This is a genomic window from Hymenobacter agri, from assembly GCF_054778495.1.
Genome location: NZ_BAAGZM010001219.1, coordinates 1 through 632, shown reverse-complemented (window position 1 = coordinate 632; position 632 = coordinate 1). Strand labels below are relative to the sequence as shown.

Genomic DNA, 632 nt, shown 5'->3' with positions numbered 1-632 from the left:
GCCGAGGGCACCAAGATGCGCCAGCGCTGGCAGGTGAACCCGCCGTAGTCGAACAGCGCCAGCTGCACGCCGACGGTGGTGGAAGCGCCGGGCACTTCGATAACGCGGGCGCTGGCGGCCGCGGGGCTGAGCACGAAAGTGCCATCGGCGGCGCGCTCTACTTTCAGCTTCTGGCAGTCGTTGTTCAGCCAGTCGTAGATGCCCATGGGCGTGCCGTTGGCGTTGGTGCAGTTGGTGAGGTCGGCCACGCGGTTGCTGTTCAGCGCGTTGGCCACTTTGTAGAAGCCGTCGCCCACGGGTACGAAATCCCACTGCTGGCAGGTGCGGCTGGCCCAGGTGCCCTGCGCGATGCGCTCGCCCAGGGCGGCCGTGCAGCCCCACGAATCCCAGCACAGGCCGCTGTTCAGGTTGATGATTTTGTAGCGGCTGGCGGCCAGCCAGTCGCGCGATACCACGGGCCAGCTGCTGCCATCGTAGCGCAGGCTGGCCAGGTCGAGCTTGGGCGCGCCGTTGTCGGTGCCGTCGTAGTAGTGCATCGATACGATGTTGGTGCCGTTGTCGCGCAGCAGGCCAAAGTGGCCCGGCCCGATGTAGCGCCCCGAGGTGCCCAGCACCAGCGTGCCGGCCGTGCC

1 protein-coding gene is annotated in these 632 nt (G+C 67.7%); it reads right to left on the bottom strand.

Annotation, left to right across the window (positions count from 1 at the left end; all coding sequences use genetic code 11):
* Window positions 1-632 (bottom strand): RICIN domain-containing protein (locus ACYVDE_RS25420; RefSeq protein ID WP_460504295.1); only part of this gene is annotated, 632 nt, incomplete at both ends.